At 65.2% G+C, this 23,999-nt stretch carries 25 protein-coding genes; 13 read left to right on the top strand and 12 right to left on the bottom strand.

Annotated features, from left to right (window positions below; translation table 11 throughout):
* Nucleotides 1-111: 111 nt before the first annotated feature.
* The 3 genes from J4D28_RS02310 to J4D28_RS02300 all read right to left on the bottom strand — a co-directional run bounded on the left by J4D28_RS02310 (nucleotide 112) and on the right by J4D28_RS02300 (nucleotide 5,085).
* The gene (locus tag J4D28_RS02310; protein WP_009049203.1) at nucleotides 112-1,302 is read right to left on the bottom strand and encodes an EAL domain-containing protein; all 1,191 of its coding nucleotides are present in this window, start codon (nucleotides 1,300-1,302) and stop codon (nucleotides 112-114) included.
* Entirely contained in the window at nucleotides 1,289-4,117 is a 2,829-nt protein-coding gene (locus J4D28_RS02305) for a response regulator (RefSeq protein WP_103330684.1), read from the bottom strand. Before J4D28_RS02305 ends, J4D28_RS02310 begins: the two co-directional genes overlap by 14 nt.
* A gap of 146 nt (nucleotides 4,118-4,263) precedes the next feature.
* The gene (locus J4D28_RS02300; RefSeq protein ID WP_009049201.1) at nucleotides 4,264-5,085 is read right to left on the bottom strand and encodes an aldo/keto reductase; all 822 of its coding nucleotides are present in this window, start codon (nucleotides 5,083-5,085) and stop codon (nucleotides 4,264-4,266) included.
* A gap of 207 nt (nucleotides 5,086-5,292) precedes the next feature.
* Between J4D28_RS02300 and J4D28_RS02295 the strand changes: the two genes are divergently transcribed.
* Nucleotides 5,293-5,508, top strand: coding sequence for a molybdopterin-binding protein (locus J4D28_RS02295; protein ID WP_009049200.1), 216 nt, complete (start codon nucleotides 5,293-5,295; stop codon nucleotides 5,506-5,508).
* Nucleotides 5,509-5,637: 129 nt separating this feature from the next.
* Here J4D28_RS02295 and J4D28_RS02290 read toward each other — a convergent pair whose 3' ends face one another.
* The gene (locus J4D28_RS02290) at nucleotides 5,638-5,811 is read right to left on the bottom strand and encodes a hypothetical protein (RefSeq protein WP_016705134.1); all 174 of its coding nucleotides are present in this window, start codon (nucleotides 5,809-5,811) and stop codon (nucleotides 5,638-5,640) included.
* A 66-nt stretch (nucleotides 5,812-5,877) separates the two neighbouring features.
* On the opposite strand from J4D28_RS02290, the gene J4D28_RS02285 reads away from it, so the two are divergent.
* Complete coding sequence (locus J4D28_RS02285; protein WP_016705135.1) at nucleotides 5,878-6,387, top strand: hypothetical protein; 510 nt, start codon at nucleotides 5,878-5,880, stop codon at nucleotides 6,385-6,387.
* A gap of 142 nt (nucleotides 6,388-6,529) precedes the next feature.
* Here J4D28_RS02285 and J4D28_RS02280 read toward each other — a convergent pair whose 3' ends face one another.
* From J4D28_RS02280 to J4D28_RS02260, 5 genes are all read right to left on the bottom strand, one after another.
* The gene (locus J4D28_RS02280; protein WP_371356831.1) at nucleotides 6,530-7,120 is read right to left on the bottom strand and encodes a helix-turn-helix domain-containing protein; all 591 of its coding nucleotides are present in this window, start codon (nucleotides 7,118-7,120) and stop codon (nucleotides 6,530-6,532) included.
* A 53-nt stretch (nucleotides 7,121-7,173) separates the two neighbouring features.
* Nucleotides 7,174-7,335, bottom strand: coding sequence for a hypothetical protein (locus J4D28_RS02275; protein WP_009049197.1), 162 nt, complete (start codon nucleotides 7,333-7,335; stop codon nucleotides 7,174-7,176).
* 133 nt (nucleotides 7,336-7,468) lie between these two features.
* A complete protein-coding gene (locus J4D28_RS02270; protein WP_009049196.1) occupies nucleotides 7,469-8,182 on the bottom strand; it encodes an ABC transporter ATP-binding protein in 714 nt (237 codons plus the stop codon).
* Between the two features lie 18 nt (nucleotides 8,183-8,200).
* Nucleotides 8,201-9,049 carry an ABC transporter permease gene (locus J4D28_RS02265; protein ID WP_009049195.1) on the bottom strand — a complete coding sequence of 283 codons (849 nt, stop codon included), beginning with the start codon at nucleotides 9,047-9,049 and terminating at the stop codon, nucleotides 8,201-8,203.
* Between the two features lie 64 nt (nucleotides 9,050-9,113).
* Nucleotides 9,114-10,118, bottom strand: coding sequence for an aliphatic sulfonate ABC transporter substrate-binding protein (locus J4D28_RS02260; RefSeq protein WP_009049194.1), 1,005 nt, complete (start codon nucleotides 10,116-10,118; stop codon nucleotides 9,114-9,116).
* 338 nt (nucleotides 10,119-10,456) lie between these two features.
* On the opposite strand from J4D28_RS02260, the gene J4D28_RS02255 reads away from it, so the two are divergent.
* Nucleotides 10,457-11,404 carry an ABC transporter substrate-binding protein gene (locus J4D28_RS02255; protein ID WP_009049193.1) on the top strand — a complete coding sequence of 316 codons (948 nt, stop codon included), beginning with the start codon at nucleotides 10,457-10,459 and terminating at the stop codon, nucleotides 11,402-11,404.
* Between the two features lie 24 nt (nucleotides 11,405-11,428).
* On the opposite strand, the gene J4D28_RS02250 is transcribed toward J4D28_RS02255, so the two are convergent.
* A complete protein-coding gene (locus J4D28_RS02250) occupies nucleotides 11,429-12,352 on the bottom strand; it encodes an AraC family transcriptional regulator (RefSeq protein ID WP_009049192.1) in 924 nt (307 codons plus the stop codon).
* A gap of 104 nt (nucleotides 12,353-12,456) precedes the next feature.
* Here J4D28_RS02250 and J4D28_RS02245 point away from each other — a divergent pair, with 104 nt between their 5' ends.
* From J4D28_RS02245 to J4D28_RS02205, 9 genes are all read left to right on the top strand, one after another.
* Nucleotides 12,457-13,017 (top strand): carboxymuconolactone decarboxylase family protein, encoded by a 561-nt coding sequence (locus tag J4D28_RS02245; RefSeq protein WP_038632659.1) that lies wholly within the window; start codon nucleotides 12,457-12,459, stop codon nucleotides 13,015-13,017.
* 63 nt (nucleotides 13,018-13,080) lie between these two features.
* Nucleotides 13,081-14,151, top strand: coding sequence for an acyl-CoA dehydrogenase family protein (locus J4D28_RS02240; RefSeq protein WP_038632657.1), 1,071 nt, complete (start codon nucleotides 13,081-13,083; stop codon nucleotides 14,149-14,151).
* The gene (locus tag J4D28_RS02235) at nucleotides 14,148-14,954 is read left to right on the top strand and encodes an ABC transporter ATP-binding protein (RefSeq protein ID WP_009049189.1); all 807 of its coding nucleotides are present in this window, start codon (nucleotides 14,148-14,150) and stop codon (nucleotides 14,952-14,954) included. The genes J4D28_RS02240 and J4D28_RS02235 overlap by 4 nt, the downstream gene beginning before the upstream one ends.
* A 141-nt stretch (nucleotides 14,955-15,095) precedes the next feature.
* On the top strand, nucleotides 15,096-16,295 hold the full coding sequence (locus J4D28_RS02230) for an ABC transporter substrate-binding protein (protein WP_009049188.1): 1,200 nt from the start codon (nucleotides 15,096-15,098) through the stop codon (nucleotides 16,293-16,295).
* Nucleotides 16,295-17,062: an ABC transporter permease gene (locus J4D28_RS02225; RefSeq protein WP_038632653.1), complete on the top strand. Its 768-nt coding sequence runs from the start codon at nucleotides 16,295-16,297 to the stop codon at nucleotides 17,060-17,062. The genes J4D28_RS02230 and J4D28_RS02225 overlap by 1 nt, the downstream gene beginning before the upstream one ends.
* Nucleotides 17,063-17,192: 130 nt before the next feature.
* Nucleotides 17,193-18,083 carry a universal stress protein gene (locus J4D28_RS02220; protein WP_016705147.1) on the top strand — a complete coding sequence of 297 codons (891 nt, stop codon included), beginning with the start codon at nucleotides 17,193-17,195 and terminating at the stop codon, nucleotides 18,081-18,083.
* A 23-nt stretch (nucleotides 18,084-18,106) separates the two neighbouring features.
* Complete coding sequence (locus J4D28_RS02215; protein WP_038632651.1) at nucleotides 18,107-18,793, top strand: phosphoribosyltransferase; 687 nt, start codon at nucleotides 18,107-18,109, stop codon at nucleotides 18,791-18,793.
* 157 nt (nucleotides 18,794-18,950) lie between these two features.
* Nucleotides 18,951-19,850, top strand: a complete 900-nt coding sequence (locus tag J4D28_RS02210; RefSeq protein ID WP_028684093.1) for a polysaccharide deacetylase family protein — start codon at nucleotides 18,951-18,953, stop codon at nucleotides 19,848-19,850.
* Nucleotides 19,851-20,045: 195 nt separating this feature from the next.
* On the top strand, nucleotides 20,046-20,294 hold the full coding sequence (locus J4D28_RS02205; RefSeq protein ID WP_041983638.1) for a hypothetical protein: 249 nt from the start codon (nucleotides 20,046-20,048) through the stop codon (nucleotides 20,292-20,294).
* A 68-nt stretch (nucleotides 20,295-20,362) separates the two neighbouring features.
* Here the strand turns inward: J4D28_RS02205 and J4D28_RS02200 are convergent, their stop codons facing one another.
* Both J4D28_RS02200 and J4D28_RS02195 read right to left on the bottom strand, forming a co-directional pair.
* Nucleotides 20,363-21,088: a cupin domain-containing protein gene (locus J4D28_RS02200; protein WP_103330685.1), complete on the bottom strand. Its 726-nt coding sequence runs from the start codon at nucleotides 21,086-21,088 to the stop codon at nucleotides 20,363-20,365.
* Nucleotides 21,089-21,149: 61 nt separating this feature from the next.
* On the bottom strand, nucleotides 21,150-22,007 hold the full coding sequence (locus J4D28_RS02195) for a GNAT family N-acetyltransferase (RefSeq protein WP_103330686.1): 858 nt from the start codon (nucleotides 22,005-22,007) through the stop codon (nucleotides 21,150-21,152).
* A 267-nt stretch (nucleotides 22,008-22,274) separates the two neighbouring features.
* On the opposite strand from J4D28_RS02195, the gene J4D28_RS02190 reads away from it, so the two are divergent.
* On the top strand, nucleotides 22,275-23,747 hold the full coding sequence (locus J4D28_RS02190) for an aldehyde dehydrogenase (RefSeq protein ID WP_103330687.1): 1,473 nt from the start codon (nucleotides 22,275-22,277) through the stop codon (nucleotides 23,745-23,747).
* The last annotated feature ends 252 nt before the right edge of the window (nucleotides 23,748-23,999 follow it).

Below are 23,999 nucleotides of genomic sequence, written 5' to 3'. Positions count from 1 at the left end.
CACTGGTATCCAAAAAAGCATGAAAAAGTCGAAGCCTTGAGGATTTTACCTTTAAACAACGACTTGTCAGTGATGTGGGGCATGTAATCCTGAAGGGTGGGTGTCCTCGGTTCAATAACTGGCGGCTGGACCGTCGTTCACCAGCAGCTGTTGAAACTGTTCGGAGGGGACTGCGCGAGAGATCAGGAACCCCTGCACCTGGCTACAGTCGATCTTGCGCAACAGCGCCAACTCCTCGGCGCTTTCCACGCCTTCGGCGACCACGGTCAGGCCCAGTTGGCGACCCAGGGCAATGATGCTGGTCAGGGCCTTGGTCAGTTCTTCGCTGGCATGGCATCCCTGGACCAGGGCGCGATCGATCTTCAGCTCGGTGAACGGGGTGGAAACCAGGTTCATGTACGAGCTGTAGCCCTTGCCGAAGTCGTCCTGGGACAGGCCGAAGCCCTTGATGCGCAAGCGGCAGGCGCCGGCATAGAAGTTACTGATGTCCTGGGGCACCGAACATTCCATGAGTTCGAAACAGATCTGCCCCGGTACGCCCTGATGTTCCATGACAAAGTCGAACAGGCGGTCCGCCAGGTCGTGGCTGTTGAGCAGATGGGTCGGCAGATTGATCGACACCGGAATATCGTAGTCATGCTGGCGCCAGCGGGCCTGGGCCTGGATTGCCTGGCGCAGGACCAGCCACAGCAGCTCCTCCTCGAGATCGAAGGACTTGAGGGCGGGCAGGAAGGCGTCGGGGAGCAGCATGCCCTGTGTCGGATGCATCCAGCGGACCAGGGCTTCGGCGGCGACGATGCGGCCGTTGAACAGCGATTTCTTGGGTTGGAACCAGGCCTCGAACTGCTCTTCCTGGATGGCCTGGGCCAGCGCGGCCCGATTGAGCATGGCGGTCGGCAAGGGGCGTGGCGAGCTCGGCTGCGAGATGCTCAGCTGGGTGGTCAGGGTTTGCAGGGCGGCGAGGTTCACCGGTTTCGAAATCAGGCCGATGACTTTCACCCCGAGGTTCTTGGCGACCAGGCTGGCGCTCATCAGCATGCGCCGCGAAGCCGAGCTCATGATCGCCAGCGCCGGCTTGGAGTGCAGGGCCGCCAGTCCCTGGATGAACTGCACGCCATCCATTCCCGGCATCAACAGGTCGGTGAGCACCAGGTCGAACTTGCGCCATTTCAAGCGTTCCAGCGCCTCTTCGCCATCCCGTGCGCCTTCCAGGTAATAGGGGCCCAGCTCACCGAACAGATGCTGCAGGTACATGTGCTGGAAGGGATGGTCTTCAACGATCAATATGCTACAGGGCTTCATTCTTCGCTCTTTCATAGGGCGCTAGGTAATTGAACAGGGCGCGTAATGCAAAAGGTTTGACCAGGCAATGGTTCATTCCGGCCGCCAGACATTGCTCTTCTTCTCCACGCATCGCGTTGGCCGTGGCACCGATGATCGGGACCGTACAGCCACGGCGTCGCAACTCCTTGGCCAGTTCATAGCCATTCATCACGGGCATGTTGACGTCAGTGAGGACCAGGTCGAACCGCTCGGGGTTCCACATCGACAGGGCTTCCTCGCCGTTCGACGCAAGCTCCACGCTGCAGCCCAGCTCTTCGAGCTGATCCCTGAGGATCAACTGGTTGATGACGTTGTCTTCGGCCACCAGCACCTTCAGTTCCAGTTGCTTCAGCGTCCAGTGTTCGTTGTGGCTCTCGGCCTTGGCCACCCACAGCCCCTGGGCCTGGCTGACCGCCTGGTGAATGGAGCGCAGGTGGTTCAGGTTCACGTGCCAGCACCCGGTACGAACCTGCGGTTCGTTGTTGCCGGTGCCGGTGGCGAGGATCAGCGGACCGGGCCAGTCCGGTTGCAGGCGTTGTTCCAGTTCGCCGGGGTGGACCTCCACCAGCAGGCAATCGCTGGTCGGGGCGATCTTCGAGGGATGGCACAGCTGCACCCGGGCTCCCCACTGGCGCAGCCAGCCGCCGATGGACTCCGCGAGCTCCCGCACGCTGGACATCACATAGATGGTTTCCGGCAGCAGCTGGGTGGCGGGCAGGGTGACCGGCCCATCGATCGCGGCTTCCAGGGGCAGGGTGAGGGAGAAGCTGCTGCCCAGCCCCAGTTCGCTGACCATGCGCAGGCTGCCGTTCATCAATTGCGTGAGGCGCTGGCAGATAGGCAGGCCCAGGCCGGTGCCCGCCACCACGTTGGTATTGCCGCCGGTTTGATAGAAGGGTTCGAAGATCAGTGGCTGATGATCCTGGGCAATGCCTTTGCCGGTGTCGGAAACCTGCCACAGGATGCTGGAGCGCTCGCCATCGCGGCTCAGCAGGTTGACCCGCAGCACGATGCGCCCCAGGTCGGTGAACTTCACTGCGTTGTTGAGCAGGTTGCTGAGGATCTGCCGGATGCGGGTGACGTCGCCGATCAGGCGCTCGGGGATCTGCGGGTCCACGCAGGAATAGAGCAGCAGGCCCTTGTTCGACGCGGCGGCGGAATAGCCCTGGATCAGCTCGTGGACCAGGTCCAGCGGCGAGAACTCATTCAGCTCCAGGGCCAGTTGCCCGGCTTCGATCTTGGACACGTCCAGCACATCGCAGATCAGCTGCAACAGGGTCGAGGAAGAACACTCGATGGCGCGCAGGTAGTCGCGCTGCTGGGTATCCAGCTGGGTACGCGCGAGCAGCTCCAGGGTGCCCAGCACGCCATACAGCGGGGTGCGTATTTCATGGCTCATGGTGGCGAGGAACAGGGTCTTGGCTTCGTTGGCGGCGTCGGCCATCTGCCGGGCTTCTTCCAGCGCGGCTTCCACCTGCTTGCGCGCACTGATGTCGCTGAAGGCGCAGAACAACACGTCTTCGCCCTTGTAGCGGGTGGGCGCGGAGCTCAGGTAAAGGTGACGCCCGTCGGCGGTCTCGAAGTAGTCGAAGCGGTTCGGTTCGTGGCTCTTGAAGGCTTGCTGGATCCAGCCGGCGCAGAGTATTTCCCGTTCGATGCCGTCGCCCAGCCACTGCTGCGCCAGGGTGTTTTCCAGGACCACCTGGCCATCGGTACGCCGCAGCACGCACAAGGCCACGGGCGCGGTCTGGATCACGTCGCGGCTGAACAGCTCGCTCTCGACCAGGGCCTGGATACGGCTCAGCGCAGGAGTGATGAAGCGGTGCTCGATGCGGCGGGTCAGCAGGCAGATCAGGCTGATGCTGAACAGGCAGAACACCAGGGCGCCGGCCAGCTGGGGCCAGAGCGCGATCAGCAGCGACTGCAGGCTGAAGGAGTAGACCAGTTGCCAGTCGGAGGTCATCAGTTGCTTGCGGATCACCAGGTGATCGGGCCACCAGCGGCTGCCGACGAAACCGAAGAAGTTGTTGCCTTGCAGTTGCTGCAGGGCTTGCCCCAGGCGCCCGGCCGGGGTGTTGGTGAACAGCAGCGCGCCTTCGGAGTTGAACATCATGAACTCGCCGGCGCTCTGGTCGCTGAGGGCCTTGAGCACTTCCCGCCCATCCATTTCCAGGCCCAGCCAGCCGGAGTCATCGGTGCGCTCGTCGAGCCGGGTGAAAATGTACAGCTGCGAAGTCTGCGTGGACGGGTCGGTGAGCCACAGCTCGTTGGTGTCCGGATGCTCTCCATGGTTGAGCGCCTCAAGCTTGGAGAGGATGGTCCTGGGCAGGTTGGGGGAGGTCGGGTTGCTGCTGTAGAGGCGCATGACCCGAGCCTCGGGACCGGGGCTCACATACAGCAGGTTGACCTGCTTGGCCTTGAAGTATTCGCGCATGCGCACGCTTAGCCAGATGCTCCATGGGTCATCGAGGTCGCCCAGTTGCAGGTGCAGTTCTTCGGTGGAGGGCAGGTACACCAGGGCCTGGGCCTGCTTGGAGCGGCGTACCGCGGACAGGCTGAGGCTTTCCAGCAAGGCCTCGCGGCTGGTGAAGAAGGTCTGGGCTTCGGCGATGGCGCTGCTCATGTAGCCGCGGCGCCGGGAAATGTCGTTGCTGAGGGTGGAATTGAGGAAGTTGTAGACGGCTCCGAGGATACCAACCAAAAGAATGAGCGCGAAAAGACGCAGCAACCTGCTAGCGGCTTCAGGACTGGAAAATACGGGACTGATCTGATGAAGGTAGGTCTTTAATCTCATGGACCCACTCTAAATAAACCCTCCTTAATCCGGGATAGGACGATCCTTAAAGTCGCTGGTATTTCGCCGCTTCCAGCCTTGTCGACGACGAAAAGAGCCTGGCACGGGTGCCAGGTTTTTTCGCTGCGGTGCCGCTCGCGACCGGATCAGACCACTGCCAGTCGCTGCTTGCGCAGTGGCGCGGGGAAGGCCTGGTCGATGGCCGCCAGGTCTTCGTCGTGCAAGCGCAACCCGGCCGCCTCGGCGTTCAGCCGGACATGCTCGGGGTGCACCGCCTTGGGAATGGCGATCACACCTTCCTGGCGCAGGACCCAGGCCAGGGAAACCTGGGCCGTGGTCACGCCATGGCGTTCGGCGACCTGCTGCAGCGCGGGGTGGCGCAGCAGCTTGCCGGCCTGGGCGATAGGGCAGTAAGCCATGAGCGGCAAGCGCTGCTGTTGCGCGGCGGGCAGCAGGTCGAATTCGATGCCGCGTTCCTCGATGTTGTACAGCACCTGGTTGGTGGCGCAGGCCGGGCTCGCCAGTTCCTCGAGGTCATCGAGGTCGAAATTGGAAACGCCCCAGCGGCCGATCTTGCCGTCTTCGCGCAGGCGTTCGAAGGCTTCCAGCGTTTCTTCAAGAGGGTATTGGCCACGCCAATGCAGCAGGTACAGATCGATATAGTCGGTCCCCAGGCGCCGCAGGCTGCGGTCGCAGGCTTGGGGAATGCCTTTGCGGCTGGCGTTGTGCGGGTACACCTTGCTGACCAGGAACACCCGGTCGCGCTGGCCGGTGATGGCGGCGCCAACCACTTCCTCCGCGCCGCCCTCGGCGTACATCTCGGCGGTATCGATCAGGCTCATGCCCCGTTCGATACCGGCCTGCAATGCGGCAATCTCGGCGTTGCGCTGGTGGCGCTCCTCGCCCATGCGCCAGGTACCCTGGCCAATCACCGGGACGGGCACGCCCGCCAGATCGAGTGTTCGCATGACAATCTCCTGAAAGGGTTAGCAAGGACCCAGAGAAGCAAAGGCAAGGGTGCCGGTCAAGGTAACGAAGTGAGGGAGGCGATCTTTTATATTCATTTAAGGAATAAAATAACTACTATTTATTCCTTTTAATTTCTGAAAACACAGGGCACCTTAGAGGCCTGCACGGCGATGCGCCAGTGCCCACCCCAGACAGGAAGGCCCACCATGACCATCAAGGCAATCAACGTTCGCAATCAGTTCAAGGGCGTCATCAAGGAGATCCATGAAGGCCAGGTGGTCTCGGAAATCGATGTGCAGACCGCCTCGGGCATCGTCACCTCGGTGATCACCACGCGCTCGGTGCGCGACCTGGAATTGAAGGTCGGCAGCGAGGTCATCGCCTTCGTCAAATCCACCGAAGTATCGATCGCCAAGCTCTGAGGCTTTCGATCCCGACCCTGCACCTCGCTTGCCACGCTCGCCGAACCCTGCCACAGGGGCACCGGCAAGGGTGGCAAGCCGCCTTTCCCGAGAAAAGTCGGGCCTCCTTAGAATGATTATTTCTTTGGGTTATTGGCTGCGCTGATTCGCGCATATCCATCGCAGCGGAAAACACGCTGCGGTCCTGCTCCCGTCCGCGATGAAATCCATCTGGCTGCTCAAGCGGAAAATCCCGCGCGAACGGCTGCGCTGAAGCTGCCCCGGCAGCCGCGATTGCTGTTCGATCGGCATCTTGTGCGGCATTCGCCACTCCCTAGAATCCGCCCCATCAGCTTCGTCCAACTATCGAATCGCTTAGGGAGTTTCACCATGATGAATGCCATGCAGATGCAAATGCCGATGAACGCCAACATGCCGATGATGCCGATGATGGGCATGCCGATGATGATGGCGACCATGAGCTGCGAAATGATGGACGACGGCATGCTGTGCAAGATGATGCCGGCCGCGGGCATGGACATGGCCATGTTCAAGAACAGCGCGCAAATGATGCAGATGATGATGAACTGCGGCATGCCGATGATGATGCATTGCGCCAACATGAGCATGATGTGCATGTCCCAGGCGAGCATGGCCATGCCGATGATGGGCGCCATGATGCCAATGCCGATGATGGGCATGCCGATGCCGTCGATGAAGTGCGTGATGGAATGCACCCTCGAAGCCGACTGCATGATGTGCAAGATCATGCCGATGGCCGGCATGAACATGGACATGATGAAAAGCTGCTGCGCCCTGATGATGAAGATGATGAACGACTGCGGCATGCCAATGATGATGAGCTGCAACGGCATGCCGATGATGTGCTGCACCTGCTGATTCCTCGCGGCGGCACAAAAAAGCCCGGCCGGGATGATCCCGCCGGGCTTTTTCTATAGAGGGACTATTGGCATTCGTAGCCGCTGGCGCAGCCTGCGATCGGGGCCGCAGGACCCGCCCTGTCAGCACAGTCCCGGCTGGTTCAGTCCAGGCGTTCCGGATAGGTCACCACCAGGTAGGCCACCGCCTCGCTGTCGGCCGGGTTGCGGTAGCGGTGCGGCTGGTCGGCGTAGAACAGGATCGAGTCGCCGGTGGAGAGCAGGTAGCGTTCCTGGTTGACGCTGATTTCCAGTACGCCCTGGGACACTACCAGGTTTTCCTGGACCCCCGGTCCGTGTCCTTCGGACTGGTCTTCGCCGAGCGGGCTCAGGCGCAGCTCGTAGAATTCCGACTGGCGCGCCACGTCGAAGGGGAACAGGGCGCGGCTGACAAAGGCGCCGTTGGCGCTGACCAGGCGTTTGCTCTGGCTCGATGGCAGCACCGCCACACCTTCGAAGGCGCGGTGTTCGAGAAAGGCCGCGACCGACACCTTCAGGCCCTTGGCGATCTTGCACAGCACCTTGATCGACGGCACGCTGCGCCCGGACTCGATCTGCGCCAGCATCGCCCGGCTGACCCCGCACTGGCGGGCCAGGGCATCCAGGGACAGATGACGCTTGCTGCGCAGGCGTTGCAGGTTCTGCGCGACCCGCTCGCTGATCGGGTCTTCTTCCTGAGTTTCCAGATGGCTCAAATCAAGGCCGGGTTCGTCGGCGCTCGCCAGAAAGCGCGAGGGTTCCTGGACGCTCACGCGTGGTATGTCCTGGTCGGCTGGGCCGCCTGAATCCACTGGAACGCCTGGTAACCGGCATTGCGCGCGTACAGCTCCCACATGGCCCGGGCCAGTTGCTGGGCCTGCTTGCGTTTGCGGAACTGGGCGAAGTCGATAACGTTGTCAGTCGGTTTCATAAGGCACTTCACTGTCGTGACCAATGGGCGGGATGAGCTGAGAGTACGTGGTTATTTTTATAACCATAAATACTGATTATTTATTTATTAATTCCTTTGTGTTCTTAGCTTTCGAGCCCGTAACAACGCCCGCTCAAATCACATGGGCCTTGTGCAATTCGGTCAGGGCCAACGCCTTGAGGCGCGCCAGCAGCGGGTCGCGGCGGTCCCGCGGGTGGCTCAGTTGCACCGCCAGTTCCTGGCGAATACGGCTGGGGCGGTTGTCCAACACCAGCACCCGGTCGCTCAGGTACAGCGCCTCGTCGACATCGTGGGTCACCAGCAGCAGGGCGATGGCGTGACGCTCGGCCAGTTGCAGCAGCAGGTCCTGCAGTTTCATCCGGGTAAAGGCGTCCACCGCGCTGAAGGGCTCGTCGAGCAGCAGCACCTGCGGCCGCGAGTACAGGCCGCGGGCAATCGCCACCCGCTGCGCCATGCCGCCGGACAGCGCCTTGGGCAGGGCCTGGGCAAAACCTGCGAGGCCGACTTCCTCGATCAGTTGCGCGACCCAGGCCCGGTCGTAATGCTTGTCGTCGCTGAAGCCGATGTTCTGTTCCACCGTCAGCCAGGGCATCAGCCGCGGCTCCTGGAAGACAAAGGCCAGGCGTTCGGTATGGCTCAGCAGTTGCCCCTGGAAGTCCTTCTCCAGGCCGGCGACGATCCGCAGCAAGGTGCTTTTGCCGCAGCCGCTGGGGCCCAGCAGGCTGACGGTTTCCCGCGGCTGCAATTGCAGGTGGATATCGTCGAGGACGGTGGTGGTGGCGAAGGTCTTGCGCTCCACGTGGATATCCAGCAGGGCTTGGGTCATGGCTCGATTCTCTGTGCGTTAGTCATGGCTGCCTTGGCCATTGAAGGTGTCGCGCCAGGCCAGGCAGCGTTTTTCCAGGCCGGCGAGAAGGCCGTCGCTGAGCTTGCCGAGCACGGCGAGGACGATGATCGCCGCCAGCACGATGTCCGGCCGCGAGGTTTCCCGGCCGTCGCTGAGCAGATAACCCAGGCCCTTGGTGGCGGCGATCAGTTCGGCGGCCACCAGGAACATCCAGGCCAGGCTCATGCCGCTGCGCAAGCCGGTGAACAGCCCGGGCAGGGCGGCTGGCAGGAGAATCCGCCGCACCAGCCGGCGCCGGCCGAAACCGTACATATGCCCGACTTCCACCAGCTTGCGGTCGATATCGCGAATCGCCGCCACGCCATTGAGGTACACCGGGAAGAAGGCGCCGATGGCGATCAGCACCACCTTCGAGGTCTCGTCGATGCCCAGCCACAGCAGGAGCAACGGCACCCAGGCCAGGCTGGGGATCGAACGCAGGCCGGCGAAGGTCGGCTCCAGGTAGGCTTCGGCTTCCCGGCTCAGGCCGACCCAGGCGGCGAATACCAGGGCCAGGCTGGCGCCGATGGCAAAGCCCAGCAGCACCCGCAGCAGGCTGGCGCCGATGTGTTTCCACAGCGCGCCTTGGGCCAGGTCGCCGAGGGTCAGGGCGATCTCGCTGGGGGCCGGCATCTGGTACGACGGCAGCCAGCCGATTCGCACCACGATCTCCAGCAGCAGGATGATCGCTATCGGCAAGGCCAGGCCCTTGAGGCGCAGGCGCCAGCGGACGGGGTTGAAGCGCGGGAGCTTGCCCGGCGCGGACAGGGCCAGGCGGGTCGAGAGGTTGTTGCTGTCGCTGCTCATGGCGATTCTCCGGCAACGCCGAATCCGCGCCAGGCGCGGGCTCGGTTGTCGCCTGGGCGGTAGGTTATTGACGGGCCACGGCCTGCTTGACGCCGGTGTCGAGCAACTGGTCGATCACCTGATCGACGTTCACCCCGCGGCGCACCAGTTCCTCGGAGACCAGGATCGGCGCGGCGGCCTTGGAGGCCAGCACATCCTCGGCACTCAACTGTGGGCTGCCGAGGTTGGTGCGCGACAGTTGCAGCCGGGCCACTTCCAGCGGCAGGCCGGATTCGTCCGCCAGCAGCTTGGCCAGTTCGTCCGGGTGCTTGACCGACCATTCGCGGGCCTGCTCGTAGGCGGCGAGCACGGTGGCGATGGTCTGCGGATGCTCCTTGGCGTACTGCTCGGTGACACTGAGCACGCCGTAGCTGTTGAAGGCGCTGTTGCGGTACAGCAGGCGCGAGCCGGCCTGTACTTCGCTGGCGGCCATGTGCGGGTCGAGGCCGGCCCAGGCGTCGACGTCGCCTTTTTCCAGGGCGGTGCGGCCGTCCGGGTGCTGCAGGTGCACCAGTTCCACATCGTCTTTTTTCAGCCCGGCCTGTTGCAGGCTGCGCAGGGTGAACAGGTAGGGATCGGTGCCCTTGGTGGCGGCGATCTTCTTGCCCTTGAGGTCGGCGACTGTCTGGTATGGCGAATCCTTGCGCACCACCAGGGCGGTCCATTCGGCGCGGCTGTAGACGTACACCGACTTGATCGGGCTGCCGTTGGCCCGGCTCAGCACCGCCGCCAGGCTGGCGGAGGAGGCGAAGTCGACGCCGCCGCTGTTGAGGTATTCCAGGGAGCGGTTGCTGCCCTGGCTGAGGACCCAGCTGACCTTGGTCTGGGGCAGGGCCTTCTCGAGAAAGCCGAAGCGCTTGAGCACCAGGCTGACCGGCGAGTAATAGGCGTAGTCCAGGTGCACTTCGGCCGGCGGGCTTTCCGCGGCCTGGGCCAGGGGTTGCAGGCTCGGACTCAGGAGCAGCGCCAGGGCGCAGGCGCCGAGCAGGTACCTGGCGCGGGCCAGGGGGAAGCGGAAGACGGGTTTCATGGAGCGGCTCCGGACAAGGCGGCGAGAGGGCAATGTTGTTATTTCCGTCTCTTATTTCAAAAGTAACGGAAGGCAGGGGTGAGTCCTGCCGGAAAGGAATATTGCAGGCTCTGTGCCATAGACCGGGGAAGGGCGGTTTCCAGGCGTTGCCAGGAGAAAGAAGCTTCAGGCGATGTTGCCTGGCCAACAGCCTGTTGCCTCGCTGTTTCTCTATCAACAGCTACGGGTTGCGGATGCAGAAGCGGCTATGAGCTTATGCGTTAACAGAATTTCAAAACCAGATTCTAAGAGCGTTATGTTCTATAAAATCCGCTTTTCCAATCATCCAGGAATTTCCCATGACGCTCTCCCGACGCTTGCGCCGCCTGCTCTTCAGCACCCTGTTCGCGGTACCCCTGGTCCAGGCCGCCGAGCCGCTGGTCCTGCATGTCGGCGATCAGAACTACTACAACGTGCGAGCCTCGGTGGAGGCCTCGGGTGTGCTCGAAGGCGCGCCCTACAAGGTCGACTGGAAACACTTCCAGGCCGCCGCACCGCTGGCCGAAGCGCTGAATACCGGCGCCCTGGACCTGGGTTTCCTCGGCGATTCGGGCTTTCTGTTCCTCGCCGCGAAACAGGCGCCGGTGAAGCTGATCGGCGTCTCGCGGCAGAATCCGGACACCATCGCCTTGCTGGTGCCCAAGGACTCGCCGGTGCAGACCATCGCCGACCTCAAGGGCAAGAAGGTCGCCTACTGGCCCGGCGCCTGGAGCCAGCAACTGACCCTGCGCGCCCTGGAGCAGGCCGGCCTGCCGGAGGACCATGTCGAGTTCATCAAGCTGATGCCGATCGACGCCGCCGCGGCCTTGCCCCAGGGCAGCATCGACGCCTTCCCGGTGTGGGAACCCTATATCTCGCAACAGATCCTGTTCTCCGGCGCGCGGCCGATCCTCACCGCGAAGAACCTGATGCCCGGCCTTAGCGCCATCGCCGCCTCGACCCCGGCCATCGACAGCAAGCGCGCCGCCATCGCCGACTTCCTCGGCCGCCTGAAACAGGCCCGTGCCTGGGTCGACAGCCACACCGACCAGTACGCCGACCTGTGGGCGAAAAAGGCCAACCTCGACCAGAACGTTTCGCGCCATTGGCTGCGCCAGGCGCACATGAGCGTCGGCCCGGTAGACCCGCAGGCCGCCGCCGACCTGCAGAGCACCGCGGACTTCCTGTTCAAGGTCAAGGCGCTGCCGGCGCCCTTGGCCACCGCGACTGTTGTCGATACGTCCTTTACCCAGGCGCTGAACCCGTAAGCGAACGCTGAGGACTGCGGAGCGTCAGCGCCCTTCGTGCTGGCGGCGATAAGCCCCCGGCTGCACGCCCACGGCCTTGGCGAAGGCCCGGGTAAAGGCCGCCACCGATTGATAACCCACCGCCGCGCCGGCCTGTTCCACGGTGTGGTTGGCCTTGAGCAACTGGCAGGCGTGGCGCATGCGCAGCGCCAGCAGGACCTGGCCCGGGGATTGCCCGGCCAGTTCGTTGAAGCGCTTGAAGAAGGCCGAGCGCGACAGCCCGGTGCAGGCCGCCATGCTTTCCAGGGGCCAGGGCTGTTCGGGGTGTTCGATCAGCTGTTCCAGCAGCGCGGCGAAGGCCGGGTGCCGGGCCAGCGCCACCAGCCCGCCGAGCCCTTGGTTGTCGGCCACCTGCTGGCGCAACACATAGAGAAACAGCAGATGGCTCAGGCGCTCCAGCAGCGCCGAGGAGGGCGCGGGCGTGCGCTGGCACTCCTCCAGGATCAGCTCGAACAGGGCCCGGGCCGCGCTCAGGGACGGGTCGCCGGCGCGCAGTACGATCCAGTCCGGCAGGCCGTCGATGATCAGCGACGACAGCCCGGAGCTGAAGTGAAAGAAACCGCAGACCAGGCCCACGCCATCTTCGGCCTGATCTTTTGCGTGAGCGTCGAACGCCTGCATGGCCCTGCGTGGCAGTTCATGGGCGGCACTACGCTGTTCGGCGCTGGACAGGCGATAGTCCAGGTCGCGCAGCAGGAACAGCGCGTCCCCGGCATCCAGGCGCTGGGCCTGCTCCTGGCCCTCGATATGCAGCCAGCAGTGGCCCTGCACGATCAGGTGGAAGCTGGCCCGGGCCAGGCCGTGGGTGCTGGCGTGCCAGCCGCCGCAGTAACGGCCGACATGGAACAGGCTGGCGTCGAGTTCGAGGCTTTCTAATAACCAATCAACCAGTGGGCTGGACGAAATCATCTAATGGAAACACTCAGGAGCAAGTAATCGCTACTTTAGAATATGGATCGAAATTCTTATAACCAACAGACTGGCCGGACACCTACACAACAGGAGTCCACCGCATGTCGCGCATCACTCTACACAGCCTGCAAAGCGCTCCCGAAGCGGCCCGGCCATTTTTGCAGAACGCCCAGAACAACTCGGGCTTCATCCCCAATCTGCTGGGCATCCTGGCCAATGCCCCGGCGGCGCTGGAGACCTACGTTACGGTATCGGCGCTCAATGGCAAGGCTGAGCTGAGCCTGGCCGAACGGGAAGTGGTGCAGCTGGTGGCGGCCACCACCCACGGTTGCGATTTCTGCGTGGCCGGGCACACTGCGGTGGCGCAGAACAAGGCCAAGCTGCCGGACGCAGTGATCAGCGCGTTGCGTGAGCGCAGCCCCTTGCCGGAGGAAAAGCTGCAGGCGCTGGCTGCCTTCGCCGCCGAGGTGATCGCCACCCGCGGCAATGTCAGCGATTCGACGTTCACAGCGTTCAAGGCCGCCGGCTACAGCGAGGGCAATGCCCTGGAGGTGATTCTCGGGGTGAGCCTGGCGACCCTGTGCAACTTCGCCAACGTGTTCGCCCGCACGCCGCTGAACCCGGAACTGGCCAAGTACCGCTGGCAAGCGCCGCAGCAATGATGCAGCGGCTGGATTCAAGGCACGGCCGGTGGGCCGCTGCCGCGTAGAAAAGGAGAAAACCACATGCTCGACCCCGCATTGAGTCAATGGCTGGACGCCGAGGCCCAGGCCCTGGATCTGGGCCACTGCGACCCACAGCAGGTGCTGGCGCGACTGGCCGAGGCCCAGGTGCTGCGCATCGGCATCCCGCCTGGGCAGGGCGGTAGCGACGGCGACCTGGGCGCTGCCGTGGAAGCGGTGGCCGCGGTGGCCAGCCATTCCCTGGCGGCGGCCTTTGTGTTCTGGGGCCAGCGGGCCTTTATCGAATACTTGCTGCACAGCCCCAACGCGGCCTTGCGCGAGCGTCTGTTGCCGGACCTGCTCAGCGGCAAGTTGGCGGGAGCCACCGGGCTGTCGAACGCCATGAAGTTCCTCTCGGGCATCGAGGCCCTGCAAGTCCGTGCGTTGCCACAAGCCGGCGGCTGGTGCCTGAACGGGCGCCTGCACTGGGTCACCAATCTGCGCAAGAGCGGTTTTGTGGTGGCCGCGGCCATCGAGCACGAAGAGGGTGGCGCGCCCTTTGTCCTGGCGATTCCCGCGACCCTGGCTGGCCTGCAACGCTCGGAGGACTTGCAACTGATGGGCTTGCAGTCGAGCAACACCGCGGCGCTGGAGTTGCAACAGGTCGAGGTTGGCCATGACTGGTTGCTGCACGAGGACGCCAAGGTCTTTCTGCCGGCGGTGCGCCCGGCGTTTCTCGGCCTGCAATGTGGCATGGCCATCGGCCTGGCGCGGCGCGCGCTGGATGAAGTGCAAACCCATTTGCACAGCGGTCGTTCGATCCTGCGCGAGCCCTTGCAGGAGCAACGCCAGCAGTTGGAGGAGCGCGTCGATGAGCTCAAGCGCGGCCTGCTGGAGGGGTGTTTCCTGACCCAGCCCGCGGCGCTGTTCCGGTTGCGCATCGCCCTGGCCGAGGCCGTCGCCAACGCCGTGCAACTGGAGTTGCAGGCCAGTGGCGGCAAGGCCTACCTGAGCGAACATGGCAGCGGCTTTGCCCGGCGCTGGCGCGAGTCGGCCTTCGTGCCGGTCGTCACGCCGAGCCTGGTGCAGTTGCGCGCCGAGTTGCAGCGCCAGGCGCGGGACGCGGCGGCATGAGCGCGGCCTTGCTCGAAGCCCGGCAGGTCAGCCTCGGCTACCCCGGCGAACACGGCTGGCAAGCGGTGCTGGAAGGCTTCGACCTGCGCTTGCAGCCGGGGGAGGTGGTGTCGATCCTCGGCCCCAGCGGCGTCGGCAAATCCAGCCTGTTGCGGGTCCTGGCCGGCTTGCAGGCGCCTCAGGGTGGCTGCGTCAGCCTGCTGGGGCAAACGCTGGACGGCCCGCATCCACGGGTGGCCGTGGCTTTCCAGGACCCCAGCCTGTTGCCCTGGCTGAACCTGGAACACAACGTCGCCTTCGGCCTCGACTTCGCCCGCCAGCCGGCGCTGGACGCCCAGCAGCGCCAGGCGCGGGTCGACCAGGCAATCGCCGAGGTCGGCCTGCAGCATGCCCGCGGGCACTACCCGGCGCAGCTGTCCGGCGGCATGGCCCAGCGCACCGCGCTGGCCCGTTGCCTGGCGCGCCAGCCACAGGTGCTGTTGCTCGACGAACCCTTCGGCGCGCTGGACGAAGTGACCCGCGCCGACATGCAGCAACTGCTGCTCAAGGTGATTGCCGAGCACCGCACCGCGGCGTTGTTGATCACCCACGACATCGACGAAGCCCTGCTGCTTTCCGAGCGCATTCTGCTACTGGGTAACAGCCCGGCGCGGACCCTCGGCGAGTGGCGCATCGACCTGCCTCAGCCGCGTGCCGAGCTGGTGGAAGAACTGGGCACCCTGCGTATCGAGATTCTCAAAACCCTTCGGCGGGCGAGCCGCACTGCACAACCCCAAGCCTTACCGCAGCCTCTACCCCTGTAGGAGCGAAGCTTGCTCGCGATAAAAACGTCAGAGCGGCGCAGTGTCCCAGACACCCCGTCAACGTTGAGGTTTTTCGCGAGCAAGCTTCGCTCCTACAGGAGATCGCGGCCAAACCCTTGCCCGAATTGTCGGAGATACACCATGTGCCTGGATGACTTCACTCACAGCCGTCGCGACTTCCTCAAACTCAGCGCCTTGCTCACCGCCGGCGGCGCCTTGCCGTTGCTGGGTAGCCTGCAGGCCCGCGCCGCCGCGGAGCCGGACGCGCCGGTGCGCATCGGTTACCTGCCGATCACCGACGCCACGCCCTTGCTGGTGGCCCATAACAACGGCCTGTTCGAGGCCGAGGGCATCCGCTCCGAGCGCCCGGTGCTGTTGCGCAGCTGGGCGCAGGTGATCGAGGCGTTCATTTCCGGGCAGGTCAATGTGATTCACCTGCTGTCGCCGATGACCGTCTGGGCCCGTTATGGCAGCAAGGTGCCGGCCAAGGTGGTGGCCTGGAACCACGTTGGCGGCTCCGGCCTGACGGTGGCGCCGGGCATCACCGAGGTCCGCCAACTGGGCGGGCAGGCGCTGGCGATTCCGTTCTGGTACTCGATTCACAACGTGGTGGTGCAGCAACTGCTGCGCGACAACGGCCTGACCCCGGTGAGCCGGCCGGCCAGCAGCCCGCTGGCGGCCAACGAGGTCAACCTGCTGGTGCTGCCGCCGTCGGACATGCCGCCGGCCCTGGCCAGCAAGCGCATCGCCGGCTACATCGTCGCCGAGCCGTTCAATGCCCTGGCCGAGGAACTCAAGGTCGGCCGGGTGCAGCGCTTTACCGGGGATATCTGGCGCAACCACGCCTGCTGCGTGGTGTTCATGCACGAGCAGGACCTGAACAACCGCCCCGAATGGTCGCAGAAGGTGGTCAACGCCATCGTCAAGGCGCAGCTGTGGACCCGCGACAACCGCGCCGAGGCGGCCCGGCTGCTGTCCCGGGACGGCGCCAACCGCTACACCCCGCATGCGCCGCAGGTGCTGAGCCGGGTGCTGGCGCCGAGTGCCGGCGAGCGCCAGCAATACCTGGCCGACGGCGCGATCCAGCACGCGCAGTGGGACGAGCAGCGCATCGACTTTCAGCCGTACCCGTTCCCCAGCTACACCGAGGAGCTGGTCAAGCGCCTCAAGGACACCCTGATCGAAGGCGACAAGGGTTTCCTGGCCAGCCTCGACCCGCAGCACACCGCCCGCGACCTGGTGGACGAGCGCTTCGTGCGCAACGCCATCGCGTCGGTCGGCGGGCTCAAGGCATTCGGCTTGCCCGACAGCTTCGAGCGCAGCGAGGAGTTCAGCCTCTGATGGCCAAGCGATCCGCATCGAACCTGCCTTGGCTGCTGGGCGTGGGCGGGCTGTTGTGCCTGCTGCTGTTGTGGTGGCTGGGCGTGCGCCTGTTCGGCAGCACCGACGGGCTGGCGGCGCGCTTTTCGCCGGCGGCGACCCTGGCCAGCCTGCTGGAACTGCTGGGCCGCGCCGAGCTGTACGAGCATGTGCTGGTCAGCCTCAAGCGCATCCTGGTTGGCCTGGCCCTGGCCTTGCTGGTCGGCGTGCCCCTGGGCCTGCTGATTGGCAGCTACCGCCACCTGGAGGCGGCCACCACCCCGGCGTTCCAGTTCCTGCGGATGATCTCGCCGCTGTCGTGGATGCCGGTGGTGGTGATGCTGATGGGGGTAGGGGACCAGCCGATCTACTTCCTGCTGGCCTTCGCCGCGGTCTGGCCGATCCTGCTCAACACCGCGGCCGGGGTGCGCCAGCTCGACCCGCGCTGGCTGCAACTGAGCCGCAGCCTCAGCGCCACCCGCTGGGAAACCCTGCGCAAGGTGATCCTGCCCGGGGTGCTGGGCCATGTGCTGACCGGCGTGCGCCTGGCCATCGGCATTTTGTGGATCGTCCTGGTGCCCTGCGAAATGCTTGGCGTCAGCGCCGGCCTGGGCTATTTCATCCTCGATACCCGTGACCGCCTGGCCTATTCGGAACTGATGGCCATGGTGCTGCTGATCGGCGCCCTGGGCTTTGCCCTGGACAGCCTGGCCCGCGGTCTGCACCGACGCTGGACGCACTTGCCGTAACGCCGCGACGGGCGCATTGTCAGTGGGAAGTCTGAAGTCATGCTGGCGTTCGATCCGGCGTTGACGCACCGGCGTTTATAAAGAGGCGCCGGTGGCCGGCGTGGGCGTCCAGCCTATCTGGAGGTGCGCCATGAGCCAGTACCAACGCTTGTTGCTGGTCATCGACCCGGCAATGCGCCAATCCCCGGCGATCCCGCGTGCAGCCGCCCTGGCCAAGGCCAGCGGCGCAACCCTGCATATCGCGGCCTTGCTGAAGCCGGTGTCGATTCTTTCCCTGTTCGAGCACCACGTGCGCAATGAGGCGCGCGAACGTTATCGCCTGGAACATCAGAACTGGTTGCAGGAGGAGGTGCATCGGCTGCGTGGCCATGGCGTCACGGTCAACGGCGAGGTGACCTGGGCCGACGACCTGCTGGAGGAAATCCTGCAGCACGTCGCGGAAATCCAGCCCGACCTGCTGATCAAGGACGTGCAGCACGAACCGGCGCTCAAACGCGCCTTTCTCACGCCGATGGACTGGCACCTGCTGCGCCGGTGCCCGGTCCCGCTGTACCTGATGGGCCGCCACGGCCATACCCTGCCGCAAATGGTGGTGGCGGCGGTCGACCCGTCGCGGCCGGAGTACCAGCACAACGGGCTCAACGACCGGATCATCCACGAAGCCAACAGCCTGGCCCTGCAGTGCAATGCCGAGCTGCACCTGTTGCACGCCTATGACGTGTCGTCGGTCTACCTGGGCGATGCCGGGGGCGGTGGCCTGGTGCTGGCGGACCTGACCCGGGAACTGCGGGTCACCCTGGAAAAAGCCTTCCTCGAACTCGCCGAGCGCTACGGCGTGCCCGAGGAACGGCGGCATTTCATCCTTGGGCAGCCGGTTACGGTGCTGGCCAATTTCGTCACCGAGAACCAGGCCGACGTGCTGGTCATGGGCCGCGTGCATCGCGAGGGCCTGGAGAAACTGGTGGGCAGCACCACCGAGCACGCGCTGTATCAGCTGCCCTGCAGCCTGCTGGCGCTGTAGCCGGGCGCCTGGGGAGGTGAGACATGAGCGAATATCCGTCATTGCAGATGACCTTGCGCAACCGCCAGGCCGCCGGGCAGGGGCTGGTCGCGCCGTTGCAGAAATACAGTCGCCGGCCCGAGGTGATCGTGCTGGCGTTGCCCCGGGGCGGGGTGCCGGTGGCCTGGGAAATCGCCCGGGCCCTGGAGGTGCGGCTGGACCTGATGCTGGTGCGCAAGCTCGGCGTGCCCGGTCATGAAGAACTGGCGATGGGCGCCATCGCCAGCGGCGGCATCCGCATCCTCAATCAGGACGTCCTGAACGGTCATCATATCGGTGATGCCGCGCTGCAAGCGGTGACCCAGCGGGAAACCCAGGAATTGCAGCGCCGCGATCGGGTCTACCGCGGCGACCGGGCCGCGCCCGACCTGCGTGGCCAGGTGGTGATCCTGGTGGACGACGGGCTGGCCACCGGTGCCTCGATGCACGCCGCGGTCCAGGCCACGCGCCTGCAGCACCCGGCGCGGATAGTGGTGGCCGTGCCCCTGGCGCCGCAGGAAACCGTGGACACCCTGAGTTTCGAGGTCGACGAGCTGATCTGCCCGATCACCCCGCTGTGGTTCGTGTCGATCGGCAACGGCTATGCGGACTTTGCCCAGACCTCGGACGAGGAGGTGATCGAACTGTTGCAACAGGCCTGGCAGCGGCCGTGCGAAGGCGCTGCGGTATGAACGTCTCGGCGGCCTGAAACCGGGCGCCCCGGAACCAAAACCCTGGTTGCCCCTCCAAGCTGTGCCCGGCGCTGCGTGCAGGCCGGGCGAGGGATCCATGGGCGAGGGAATTTTGCCATTGAGGTGACGACCGCAACGGTCCGACACAGGGCAAAACATGAAACGAGGCTTCAAGGTTCTCTGTGCAGTGCTACTCGCCGCCGGCCTGGCCGGTTGCATCGCTGCCCCCATCGAAATGACCGCGCAGACCGAGCAACGCTTGCGCGTTCAGGCGCCGATCCGCTTTCTGCTGACCTTCGACGACGGCCCCAGCGCTTCCAGCCTCTACAACCCGACCGAGCGGGTGCTCGACGACCTGCTCGACAACCCGCTGCAACCGGCGATCAAGGCGGTGTTCTTCGTCCAGACCCGCGCCTCGCGGGCCGGCGGCAGCGACATCGGGCGGCGGATAATGGCCCGCGAGCACGCCGAGGGCCATGTGCTGGGCTTTCATACCGCCACGCCGAGGCACACCAACCATCGCTCGCTCGACCCGCAGGAACTGGAGACGTCCCTGAACGACGGCAGCGCCGATATCGCGCTGATCACCGGCGTGCCGCCGAACCTGGTGCGCCCGCCATTCTGGAACTACGACAAGCGCACCTTCGCCGCCTATCAACGGCATGGCCTGCATGTGTTGCTGACCGACCTCAGCGCCAACGACGGCAAGGTCTGGGGGTTCAACGCCAGCCCACGGCGCCGGGCCAACATGCTGCGCCAGCTGTCGGAGGTGCGCGAACGCATTGCCCTGGGCCAGTTGCCGACGGTGGACGGAGCGATCCCGGTGGTGGTGACCTTCCACGACCTCAATCGCTACACCGCCCGGCATACCCGGGAATACCTGCAGATCCTGCTCGACAGCGCTCAGGCCAATGGCCTTCGGACCGCGCCCAAGCCGTTCTACGACGATACCGCGGCGCTGCAACGGGCGGTCATGGCCCGCACCGTCAGCAGCAGCGAGCAGCCGGTGCGGTTGCCGGGGCTGTGGAACTGGCTGTGGGACAGGAATTCCCATTGAGCAGGCGTGACCGTTCGCATGGGACAAGACATGACCGTCGGTCCGCCAGTGCCTTGCCAGGATCGAATAAATCTCTGGTTTTACAGTCACATGGGGGGTTGCAGGCACCGGCGCCGCCGGTTCGCACAGGGCCCGGCGCGTTGCCGGGCTGCTTTGCCAACCCATCGTTCTGACCCAGGTTCTAGGACACTTCCCATGAAGCGATTCGCGACACTCACCCTGACCCTTTGCTCCACGCTGCTGCTGGGTGGCTGCTACCCCCATTGGGACGACGGCCGGCGCTACGATCGCGACCATGACCGCTGGCGCGACCACAGTCGTTATGACCGCGACTACTACCGCGACCGCGATCATGACGACGACCGTTACGACCGCCGCTACGACCGGCGGGACAAGGACGGGCGCTATCGTCGCGACCGTGACGATGACGACGATGACGATTGAGTCGCAGGGCGGTTTTCGCCTGATATGACAACGGCGCCCTTGGGCGCCGTTGTCGTTTGTGCCGGGCGTTACTTCACCGCATAGAACTTGCGCACATAGGCCGTGCTGTGCCACGCGCAGGGCGTGCCCTGGGCAACGAACAGCGTAGCGCCGGGGCCGGCGGTCAGTCGGCTGCCATCCGCACCCTCGAGGGTCACGCTGCCTTCCACCAGGTGCATCAGCTCATGGAGCTTGTGGGGCCGGCCATGACGGCGGTAAGGCGTGGAGTCCCAGACACCGATCCGCAGGTCGCAGGCGTCGTCCTCGAAGGCGTTGCGCGAGCGGCATTGCGGTTCCGGGCCGATCAGGATCTGCGGCTCGGGGGCCGCCGAAGGCGAGAGCATGGCTCGCGGGTCAAGCAGCGTCAGGCCCGGTTCGGCGCCCGCGGCGGCGCGTTTCACTGCGCAGAAGGCCCAGAGCGTGCCGGGTTCGGCCTCGAGCCTGAAGGTGCTGCCACGGCCGATCACCGCGCTGGCGCCCGGGGCCAGTTCCAGGGCCGGTTCCGCAGACGGCCCGGCGCTGTAGAGCAGCACCTTGCCGGCGTGCACCACGAGCATTTCGATGTGGGGGAAATCCTCGATGGCAAAACTGGCGCTGGTGCGCACGACACCGGCGGCAATCCCGTCGCTGCCGTTGTAGGCGACCAGCCGATCGGCGCCGAAAGGGTCGTGGCTGCCCAGGGCAGCGGGGGTGAACAGGCTGGCGTCGAAGCGACCGTCGGCGCCTGCCAGCAGCAAAGCGGCGGGTGTGGACATACAGATGACTCTCTGGGAAGTGGAAAAGGTGCCGCGCGGCGGGCGCCCGCGGCGTTGTGGATCAGCCGATGGCCTGGGTCACCAGGGCGAACTGGCGAACGCCGCCAAGCGCCCGGGGCGGAGTGCCGCGGGCCATCTGCGCGACCTGGTCGACCTGTTTCAGGCCAGCGCTTTGCAGCCAGTCGGCCAGGCCGCAGTCGGCCGGAATGTCGATGCGCACGAAGGTATCGGGAACCTTGCTCAGCAGGCTGGCGATCATCTGCCGGGCCTGCTCGGGGTTTTCTGCAATCACCGGGCCGATGCAGCGACCACGGCCGAACGGCCGCAGCAGGGCGAAGGCGCGCAACTGGCCGTCGCGCTCGATGCCGACGCCGTGCTCGACCACCGCGAACAGGTCTTCCAGCACCTGCTGGCGGTCCAGGCCGCTGCCGGCGTTGGCCAGGCTCAGCTGGCGCAGGCGGTCGGCCTTGCGCAGTGGCCGGCAGCTTTCGCCGGCGGGCAGGGCGCCGACCTCAGGCGCCTGCGCCTGGCCCTGATGCTGCTGGATCATGCCGAACTCGACGAAGCCCTGGCTGGCATACAGTGGCGCGCCGGCCAGGGTGGCGTTGAGGATTGGCGTGCGCGACCCGCAGGCGTGCAGGGCCTTTTCCATCAGGGCGCGGCCGATGCCCTGGCCCTGGTAGTCGTTGCTGACGATCACCAGGCCGATGGTGGCGTAGTCACCCTGGAGGCAGGCGAAGGCGCTGCCGATCAGGCGCTCGCCGTCTTCCACCACGAAGCCCTGGCTGACCCGCTGCAACATCGCCCAGTCTTCCAGGCGATGGGGCCACTTCAATTGCACCGACAGGGCGTGGGCCGCCGGCAGGTCGGCGACAGTCATCGGGCGATACACATAAGCGGGGCGAGGGGTGGCGGACATGGCAAGACTCCGTGGAAAAGATAAGCGCGATCGCCGGCTTTGCTGTGCGGCGATGCGCCTGTATCCCATCTGCGCCGAGACCTGGCAAGAGCCCGGCAGCGATTCGGCAGAATCCCTAAAAGAGCGGCCGGCAGACCACAGTAACTACTTAAAAGGGGCATAAGGTCGGCAGCAAATGCTTGCGCTTTTTTCCTAGGATGGAGGCCTGGTTTTCACCGGCCGGACCGGCCTTCGCCGACCTTATTGCCGCCTTTAGTGGAGTGCTCCATGGATAGCTTCGATCCTCGTCTTGTCGCTGTGCGCAGCGCTCATTTCATCGCCGGCCAGTACCGCGACGCCGCGCCCGGGCTGGAAGTCTTGCGCCCGTCGGACGGCCAGGCCTATGGACAGTTGCCGATCGCCGACGCCGAATGGGTGGACGAGGCGGTGAACAACGCCTGGCAGGCCTTCGCCCGCTCCGACTGGGCCAGCCGTCCGCCCCGGGAGCGGGCGCGGGTGATGCGGCGCTGGGCCGACCTGGTGGAAGCCGACGCGGCGATCCTCGCGCCGCTGGAGGCCGTGGGTTCGACCCGTCCGCACCAGGACGTGATCGCCTGGGACATTCCTTATGTCGCCGAAGGCATCCGCTTTTTCGCCGAGCTGGCGGACAAGCACGGCGGTTCGCTGGCCGCCACCCAGACCGACCGCCTGGGCATGCAGATCGCCGAACCCTATGGGGTGATCGCCGCCATCGCGCCGTGGAATTTCCCGCTGAGCATGGCCTCGTGGAAAGTCGCCCCGGCCCTGGCCGCCGGTAACGCGGTGGTGCTCAAGCCGTCGGAACTGACGCCGTTCTCCAGCCTGCGTTTCGCCGAACTGGCGCTGCAAGCGGGGATCCCGGCGGGCATCTTCAACGTGGTACAGGGCGACGGCCGGGTCACTGGCGATGCCCTGTGTCGCCATCCGCGGGTGGCCAAGGTGACCTTTACCGGCTCCACCGCCACTGGTTCGAGCATCATGTCCACCTGTGCCCTGGTCGGGCCCAAGCCGGTGACCCTGGAGCTGGGCGGCAAGAGCCCGCAACTGGTGTTCGCCGACGTGCCGGACATCGCCAGGACCGCGCGCACCGTGGCCATGGCCATTACCGGCAACGCCGGGCAGGTCTGCGTCTCCGGTTCGCGGCTGCTGATCGAACGCTCGATCATGCAGCCCTTCGTCGAGCACCTGCGGACGTACTTCGAACAATTGCGCCCGGGGCCGACCTGGTCGTCGGCCAGCACGCTGTCGCCGATCATTTCCCGGCAGCAGGCCAACCGCATCGACGGCATCGTCCAGCGTTCGCGCCAGGCCGGCGCCGAGGTGCTCTGTGGCGGCGGCCTGTTCGATGGCCTGGGCGGCGCCTACTACCAGCCGACCCTGCTGGCCGGCCTGGACAACAGCAACCCGGCGGTCTGCGAGGAGATCTTCGGCCCGGTGCTGACGGTGCAGGCCTTCGACGACGAAGCCGAGGCCCAGGGCCTGGCCGAGCACGCCACCTACGGCCTGGCCGCCGGGGTGCACACCGCCGACATCAACCGCGCCCTGCGCCTGGTCCGGCGCCTGGAGGCCGGCACGGTGTGGGTCAACCGCTACGGGCGCAGCAACGACTACATCCTGCCCACCGGCGGCTACAAGCGTTCCGGCATCGGCAAGGACCTGGGGCGCGAAGCCTTCGAGGCCAACCTGCGCTTCAAGAGCGTGCTGATCGATATCGCCGGCTGAAAGCCATGACCGGCGGGCGGCGGGTGAGCGGGGCGGTACGAAGTATGCATTGAACCTTCCGGCGCGGCCGAAGGCCGGCCGCCACCGGTTGGGGATTGACCGGGACACACTCTGCGATTCAGCGAAACGGGCGCTTCCAGACGGGGGCGCCCGTTTTTGTTGGGGCGGCGCAGGTTCTGCGGCGGTCGGGCCCTGGCTTGAGCCCCGGCGGCTGGAAAAGGTCCATAAAAGCGCATGAATACGGGCTTTGCC

It is taken from the genome of Pseudomonas sp. GW531-T4 (assembly GCF_017349615.1).
GTDB classification, from domain to species: domain Bacteria; phylum Pseudomonadota; class Gammaproteobacteria; order Pseudomonadales; family Pseudomonadaceae; genus Aquipseudomonas; species Aquipseudomonas chlororaphis_I.
Note: the sequence above shows the minus strand (reverse complement) of the source record. Positions and strands in the feature narration are given on the sequence as shown.